Annotated in this window: 7 protein-coding genes; all 7 read right to left on the bottom strand. The window is 60.8% G+C overall.

Annotation, left to right across the window (positions count from 1 at the left end; all coding sequences use genetic code 11):
• Positions 1-739: 739 nt before the first annotated feature.
• Entirely contained in the window at positions 740-2,212 is a 1,473-nt protein-coding gene (locus AC1DKH_RS30010; protein ID WP_477800189.1) for an aldehyde dehydrogenase family protein, read from the bottom strand.
• On the bottom strand, positions 2,205-3,032 hold the full coding sequence (locus AC1DKH_RS30005) for an ABC transporter permease (protein WP_015095519.1): 828 nt from the start codon (positions 3,030-3,032) through the stop codon (positions 2,205-2,207). Before AC1DKH_RS30005 ends, AC1DKH_RS30010 begins: the two co-directional genes overlap by 8 nt.
• Position 3,033: 1 nt before the next feature.
• Positions 3,034-3,951 carry an ABC transporter permease gene (locus tag AC1DKH_RS30000; protein WP_477800188.1) on the bottom strand — a complete coding sequence of 306 codons (918 nt, stop codon included), beginning with the start codon at positions 3,949-3,951 and terminating at the stop codon, positions 3,034-3,036.
• Positions 3,952-3,982: 31 nt separating this feature from the next.
• A complete protein-coding gene (locus AC1DKH_RS29995; protein WP_477753986.1) occupies positions 3,983-5,125 on the bottom strand; it encodes an ABC transporter substrate-binding protein in 1,143 nt (380 codons plus the stop codon).
• Between the two features lie 39 nt (positions 5,126-5,164).
• On the bottom strand, positions 5,165-6,280 hold the full coding sequence (locus AC1DKH_RS29990; RefSeq protein ID WP_477800187.1) for an ABC transporter ATP-binding protein: 1,116 nt from the start codon (positions 6,278-6,280) through the stop codon (positions 5,165-5,167).
• A gap of 187 nt (positions 6,281-6,467) precedes the next feature.
• Positions 6,468-6,956: an RES family NAD+ phosphorylase gene (locus AC1DKH_RS29985; RefSeq protein WP_150754611.1), complete on the bottom strand. Its 489-nt coding sequence runs from the start codon at positions 6,954-6,956 to the stop codon at positions 6,468-6,470.
• A complete protein-coding gene (gene parS, locus AC1DKH_RS29980; RefSeq protein ID WP_347912055.1) occupies positions 6,953-7,429 on the bottom strand; it encodes a type II RES/Xre toxin-antitoxin system antitoxin in 477 nt (158 codons plus the stop codon). Before parS ends, AC1DKH_RS29985 begins: the two co-directional genes overlap by 4 nt.
• Positions 7,430-8,101: the final 672 nt, after the last annotated feature.

Below are 8,101 nucleotides of genomic sequence, written 5' to 3'. Positions count from 1 at the left end.
TTTGCCCGATGGACGAGCTGAGAAGCGTTACTGGTGGCATTAAAAGCGGGCTGGAGCTACGAAGAGCGCTTTAGGTGTAGTTAGCCAGCCAAACATCGTCGGCGCTAGTGTCGACGATGTTTGAACCAGTTTTTACACACTCTGGGCCGTACGCGGCTAACCCGGCATCCATGCCGGGTTGCCCACTGCGCAGAACCTGCGCTCGGCCTCTCGAGGGGGCAAGAAGATCAAAAGCAAAAGCAAAAGCGAGGCGGCCTACCGGCCGGCCTGAAGTTGCAGGGTTGCCCTGCAACATAGAATCTCCCCCTGTTGATCACTGGTGTACGCCAGTGCTGTGCTCACAGCCAATTCATTGTGGGAGCGAGCCTGCTCGCGAAGAGGCCGGCACATCCAACAGAGATGTTGGCTGACCTACCGCTATCGTCGGATCGCCGCCCGGAGCAGGCTCGCACCCACAGTTTTGATCTTCAGTGAACGCCAATCCCACGGCCGGCCACAATCCCTGTGGGAGCGGGCTTGCCCGCGAAGAGGCCGGTACATCCAACAGAGATATTGGCTGACCCACCGCTATCGCGAGCAGGCTCGCTCCTACAGTTTTGATCTTCAGTGAACGCAAATCCCACGGCTGGCCACAATCCCTGTGGGAGCGAGCCTGCTCGCGAAGAGGCCGGCACACTCAACAGAGATGTCGACTGACTCACCGCTATCGCGAGCAGGCTCGCTCCCACAGTTGACCCGTTTACTTCAAGTACCAACCCCACGGCTCGTCGCTGACGTACTCGGTCACCTGCTTGACCTCCAGGTAATTGTGCAACCCCCATTGCCCCAGCTCCCGGCCGATGCCGCTGTGTTTCATCCCGCCCCAGGGCGCTTCGACGAAGGTCGGTTGCGAGCAGTTGACCCAGACGATCCCGGCGCGCAGCTGGTTGGCGACCCGGGCGGTGCGCTGCAAATCGGCGCTCATCACGGCGGCGGCCAGGCCGAAGCGGCTGGCGTTGGCCATTTGCAGCGCTTGTTCTTCGGTCTTGAAGCGCTTGATGCACAGCACCGGGCCGAACACTTCTTCGCGCCACAAGATGCTGCTGTGCCCCGGCTCATCGAAGATCGCCGGCTCAATGAAATACCCTTCGGCCAGATGCGCCGGTCGCCGTCCGCCGGTGAGTAAACGGGCGCCGCTGGCCAAGCCCTGGTCGATGAAGCCGAGCACCTTGTCGTACTGGCCCTGGCTGACCAGCGGCCCGAGCAGTACGCCGGGCTGCATACCGGGGCCAATGCTGATCTTGCGGGTTTCCTCCACCAGCCGCTCGATCAGGCGTGGGGCGATGGTTTCCTGCACCAGCAGGCGTGACGTGGCGCTGCACACCTGACCCTGGTTCCAGAAAATCCCGAACAGAATCCACTCCACAGCGGCTTCGACATCGGCGTCGTCGAACACGATGAACGCAGACTTACCGCCCAGTTCCAGGCTGATGTTCTTGATGTCCCGCGCCGCTGCCGACATGATTTTCGCCCCGGTGGGCACGCTGCCGGTGAAGGCCAGTTTGTCCACCCCCGGATGCTCGGTGAGCGGGCTGCCGGCATCGGCGCCGAGGCCGGTGACCAGGTTCAACACCCCGGCGGGCAAGCCGATACGATCGGCAGCGGCCGCCAGTTCCAGCGCGGTCAATGGCGTCAGTTCGGACGGTTTCAACACCACGGTGGCCCCGGCGGCCAAGGCTGGCGCCACCTTCCACGCGGCCATCAGCAGCGGGTAGTTCCAGGGAATGATTTGCCCGGCCACGCCAATCGGCTCGTGGCGGAGGCGGCAGCGAAAACGCTCATCCGGCAAGGCCAACGGCTGATCCTGCTGCTGGTCAAGATCGCGGGCCAAACCGGCGTAGTAACGGAAACAACCGATCGCATCGCCAATGTCCCATTGCGCTTCGGGCAGCGGCTTGCCGTTGTCACGCACTTCCAGTTCCGCCAGCGCCTGTTTACCGCTTTCCAGTTCATCGGCCAATGCCTCCAGCCACTGCGCACGCTCGGCGCCGCTGGTTTGTCCCCAGCCATTGTCGAAGGAGCGACGGGCCGCACGCACGGCATGGTCGACATCCTCTTCAGTGCCCGCCGCCACGCGGTGGAAGACCTGTTCGGTAGCCGGATCGATCACGTCCAGATAGCCGCCCAGGTCCGGGCTGACCCATTCGCCGTTGATGTAGAGCTGATCACGCATGGTGTGACTCCTGGACGCCGGTACGGCGGTTTTGCAGATGGCGGGAAGTGAACAGCAAGGCCAGCGACACGCAGATGATCACCGTGGAAATCGCGTTGATCTCTGGCGTCACGCCGCGGCGGATGGAGGAAAAGATGTAGATCGGCAACGTCGTTTCGGAACCGGCAACGAAGAACGCAATGATGAAATCGTCGAAGCTGAAGGTGAAGGCCAGCAGGAATCCAGCCATGATCGCCGGACTGATCTGCGGCAGGGTCACCCGCCAGAAGGTGTCCATCGGTGGCGCATACAGGTCCGCCGAGGCTTCGAGCAAAGCCTTGTCCAGTGAATCGACGCGGCTGCGCACGATCACCATCACCAGGGCCATGGTGAACAGCGAGTGCGCGGCGATCACGGTGAAGAAGCCCATGTTCAACTTCGGCACTGTCGGCAACCAACTCGCCAGCAGCGGGTTGATCAGGTCGAACAGGCTGATGAAGGCAATCAGCGTGGAGATGCCGATGACGATGCCCGGCACGATGATCGCGCAGTAGGTCAACGCATCGAACAGCAGGCGCACCTTGGCGCCGCAGCGCTGCAAGCCGAACACCGCGAGGGTGCCGAACAGTGTGGCAATCACCGCCGAACTGAAAGCGATCAGCGCGCTGTTGCCCAGGGCTTCCATGATGAACGGGTTGCCGAACGCGGTGCCGAACCATTGCACCGAGCAGCACTGAAAGGCCAGGCCACTGCGCCCGGCGTTGAAGCTGAACAGCACGATCAGGGCAATCGGCGCGTAGAGGAACAGGTACAGCGATGTCGAATAGCTGCGCAGCCACATGTCACAGGCCTCCGTCGGCAGGGCGACCGCCGTAGCGCGCCACCAGTTTCAAGTACACGCCGATGATCAGCAGCATCATCGCCACCAACGTCATGGCCAGCGCACTGCCGAACGGCCAGTTGCGCGATTGCAGGAACAGGTCGACCAGCGCGTTGCCGACAAAGAACACCTTGCCGCCGCCGAGAATGGCCGGGATCAGGAACTCGCCCATCAACAGGATGAACACCAGCATCACCCCGGTGATGATCCCCGGCGCAGACAGCGGCAGGGTGATCCGGCGGAAGCTCTCGAAGGCGCTGGCACCGAGGTCGGCCGAGGCTTCGAGCAGGCGCTTGTCGAGTTTTTCCAGGCTGACGTAGATCGGGAACACCATCAGCGGCAGGTAGCCGTAGACGATGCCGATCAGCACCGCCCACGGCGTGTTGATCAGCCGCACATCCTCAAGACCCAGGCTGACCAGCAGTGCCGGAATGCCTTTGCCACTGAGGATGAAAATCCACGCATAGGTGCGGATCAGGAAACTGGTCCAGAACGGCACGATCACCAGGGTCAGCAACAGCGAGCGGTTCCTCGTGACCTTGACCGCGAGGAAGTACGCCAACGGATAGGCCGCCAACAGGCACACCAGGGTACCCAGCGGCGCGAGCATCAGCGTGTTGCTGAACGCCGCGCCGCGAGAACCGAGGTTCAGGTAGTTGGCCAGGGTGAAGCCACCGGCGTAACCGCCCACGGCGCTGCGCTCGCCGAAACTGAAGACCAGGATGATCACCAGCGGCATCAACAACAGCAGCAGAAACCACAGGGTCGAAGGCAAGAGCATCACCAGGGTGATGCGCCGGCCCAGGGTGCGCCGTTGGCGAACCTCGACCGGCAGGGCACGGCCCGGCTGCACCGTTTGCGGGTGGGCGGCGGCATTCATGGGTGACTCCTCATTGGCCATGGTCAAGCGATCAGGCGGACTTGAAACGCGCCATCAGTTCGGCGCGCGCCGGGCTGGTCAGCGTCGCGGCGGCACCGAACTCCAGCGGGCTCAGGGCCTCGGCGGCCGGGTACATGATCGGATCGTCGAGCATCGCCACAGGCAGCAGCGCGTCGACACGCTTGTCGCCGCTCGGGTAGCCGTGGCTCAGCACTTCGAGCTTGTTGTGCTGCGGATCGAGCAGGTAGTTGATGAACGCGTAGGCGGCATCCTTGTGCTCCGAGCTTTTCGGGATGGCGAAGAAGTCGCTCCACAACTCGCCACCTTCCTTGCCCAGCTCGAACTGCATTTGCGCGTTGTCGCGGTGCAATTGCGAGGCATCGCCAGTCCAGGACATCGCCAGCCAGGCATCGCCGCTGCGCATCGATGGCTGGATGTCGGAATTGATCGCGAACAGGTGCGGCTTGACCTCGATCAGCAGTTTTTCCGCGTCGGCCAGTTCTTTCGGGTCCAGGGAGTTGAAGCTGTAGCCGAAGCTTTTCAGCGCATTGCCGATGGCGGTCAGTTGATAGTCGTGGACCATCGTGCGGCCGCTGGCCGGGCCTTGGGCGGCGGCCCAGAATTCCTTCCAGCTGGCGGGGCCGTTCTTCAGCTTGCCGGCGTCGTAGAGCATGCCGGTGGTGCCCCAGTTTTTCGGCACCGCGTAGACCTTGCCGTCCACCGTGCCCTGGGCCATGAACTTCTGCTGGAACGCCGAGGCATCGAAGTTGGGAATGCGCGACAGGTCCAGCGGCTCGATCAGGCCCAGGCCGACGTAGGTGCTGATGGTGTAGTTGGTCGGCACCAGCACGTCCCAGCCACTGCCGCCGGCCTGCAATTTGGCGAGCATTTCTTCGTTGGAACCGAACACACTCATCGACACCCGGGCGCCGGTTGTCTTGGCGAAGGTGTCGAGGTTTTCCTGGCTGTGGTAGTTCGGCCAGGTCGCCAGCGACAGGCGATCACCGAGCTTGGTTTGCTCGGCGGCCTCGGCGGTGGAGGTCAGCAGGCCGGGCATGTTGGTCGCGACCACGGCAGCAGCGATACCGAGGCCGGTGCGGCCAAGGAATTCTCGGCGACTGATCGAGCCGTTCTGCCAGCTGCGCAGGGTTTTGATAAAAGTCTTCTGGTCCATAGCACGCTCCACATCCGGTTGATGAAACGAATCGATGATTTACAACGCCATGGCAAGGCCGTTGGCGTGATCCCAGCCGACGCGCACTGGCGCGCCGTGTTCGAATGCATTGGCGCCGTGATCCTGCTGGCGCGGCACCCGCACGCAGACCACGCCGAAGGCCTGGGTGCGCACGCGGTATTCGGTGGAATTGCCCAGGTAGATGCGGTCCTCGACGCAGCCTTGCAGCTTCACTTCCCGGGCCATCTCGGCGTTGGCGCCGGCGATGCTGATCAGCTCCGGGCGCACCGCAATGCAACCCGCAGCGTTGGCGGTCAGGGCTTTGCCGGTAGGCGTCAGCGGGCTGATCAGCTCCATCCCTTGCTCGGTGCGCAGGACCACGGAGTTACCGTTGAGCTGGCGCACGGTGCCGTCGAACAGGTTGGACTCGCCGATAAAATCAGCCACGTAACGGCTGGCCGGGGCTTCGTAGAGTTGTTCCGGAGTGGCGGTCTGGATGATCGAGCCGTTGTGCATCACGCTGATGCTGTCACTCATCGACAGGGCTTCTTCCTGATCGTGGGTGACCAGCACAAAGGTGATGCCGACCTCGCGCTGCAAACGCAGCAGTTCCGATTGCATCTCCTTGCGCAGCTTGCGATCCAGAGCGGCCAGTGGCTCGTCGAGCAGCAACACCGTCGGCTTGTTGACCAAGGCGCGGGCGAGGGCGACACGCTGTTGCTGGCCGCCGGACAATTCACTCGGCTTGCGCTGGCCAAAGCCGCTCAGGCGCACCATCTCCAGCGCCTCATCAGCCATGCGCAGTTGCTGTTTTTTGTCCGGGCGTGGATTGCGATAACGCAGGCCGTAGGCAATGTTCTGCGCCACGGTCAGATGCGGGAACAGCGCGTAATGCTGGAACACCATGTTCACCGGCCGCTCGAACGCCGGCACCCCGGCCACGCTTTTGCCGGCCAGACGGACCTCGCCGCTGGTGGGCTGCTCGAAGCCGGCGATCATGCGCAGGGTGGTGGTCTTGCCACAGCCCGAGCCGCCGAGAAAGGAATGAAACGAGCCACGCCGCACCGCGAAATCCAGACCGCTGACGGCCTGTACCTCGCCATAGCGTTTGACCACATTGCAGAATTCGATATCGCTTGGCGCGGTGTTGTTCACGAGGCGGGCTCCCTTGCAGTGATGAATCAGTGCGTCGGGGGCCAAACTAGCAATCGGGGTTTTGCGGTGTATATATCCCTTGGGGGATAGGAGGGGGGTGGAGCAGGTGTTCAGTAGGTGTGCAGCGTAGAGATCACACGCGACAGGCTGCATTTGAGGTTCTGGTGTGCAAGTTCGACATTCTCATTCATTTCAGTAAGCGGGTATCCAGTCCAAAACGCTCCTGCGAAACAAGCTTGAATTGATCCGCCGCCAAATCACAGCTAACGAGTAGGTTCCAAGAGTGGCGGGTAACTGCGGACGGGATAAGCACGAACGGGTGTTCGGCCAGTAGCTCATCAGCGAAATGCTGTTGATTGGGCGAAAGTTCAGATGGGATTAGCCAGTTAGGGTTCGGTACATCTTCAGGTTGAACAACTTTGATGACATTCGAATCCAGCACTTCGAAACACGTCAGCACATAAGGCACCCTGTCGAGCGTATCGAAGCCTGCGTGGGTGGCGACCTCTAAAATCGCCGTAGCCGGGTCGGCCGAAGCGTAAATAACCCGGCGGCCGGGAGGGTTCCATCGGCCACCGGATAGTTGCGCACCAATGCCGCTATCCCATGTGTCCTTGAAAACCGCACGGTCCAGACGCCAAGCGTGCCACTTCCCATCCCAAGGCAAAGGATTCATTGATAAACCCCGTGTTCAATTCGGGTCAGGTAGTCCTCTACCACCTGGAAACCCAGCGAGTTGTCGATCAGTTCCAGCGGAATATGACCCTCCAGGTACTTGCAGGGTTTCTTCAGCCAGTCCTCAGCCAACTGCTGATCGCCAAACACATTGATGGCGTGCTCAAGTACCTGTGCATACTGAAAGGCGACGGTGCTTTGTTGCTGGTTCAGCCGAACTGGCTGGGTTTCCTTTGCCAAGCGTTGCACGGTTCTGAGGGATTTCCCGGTAATGCGCTGAACAAGATCGTGCTCCATGTATAGGCCGGATATAGAAATCATGTCCCTGACGTCGCTCAGATCAAAGCCTTCCTGTGTGTATCGGATAATCAACATGCGCGTATCGCCACTACGGCCATGTAGCAGCACCTCAACAGGCTTGCGGGCGACACGCTTTGTCTGCGCCCCTACGACTTCATTTTTGACGGCGGGCATACCGATTACCTCCATGCGACATTTGACGTGATCATAACGCCAAATGTCGCGAGCCGGGTAATTGCCTTTGTCGACCCTTGTCTCGCGCATGTAATCGTTTCACCCTAAATGCCTGAAAGAACGCCTGAATCAGGCGAGAAATCGTTATCCCTGATCAGAGCGGCCAAGTTAAACCTCACGCTTCCGGCCGCCAACCTTAAAAATACGTCAGATATTTCCTCTTCGGTCCTAGGAATTTCAACGTGGGCAAACCACGTAAATTCAAGGCAGAGACGCGTATGTTTAATCGCTGTCAGCGTTACTTCCCGCAAGCTACAACACCTTGCGTCGTTGCCTACAGGTACGCCAGAATCCGCCGGCTTGTGCGCCTTGGGGCTGGGTTTTATCGTTTGCCGGTCGCTGAAAAACAGTGATCGGGTTTGGTAGCCCGGTGTTACAAGGTGCAATGCGTCACTATCAGCAGCGTTTTTCTGCTCTGCTGCTACATGGTGGCCATGCACAGGGCGCCTTCGGGCGCGCCGGTTTCGTGCGCCCAGCATGGGCGCAATCTTGTGGGTGCAAGTCCCACCGTAAGTTGACCACAGCAAACGAAGTGAAGCGCAACTGCATGAGGGTGACCGAGTGTGGGGAGGAAGCGTGGAGCGAAGCCGCGAGCTGATGTACAAAAATCGA

This window comes from Pseudomonas sp. 05L36, from assembly GCF_056398125.1.
The sequence above is the reverse complement of the archived record's forward strand: the minus strand, read 5'-3'. Positions and strand labels throughout refer to the sequence as shown.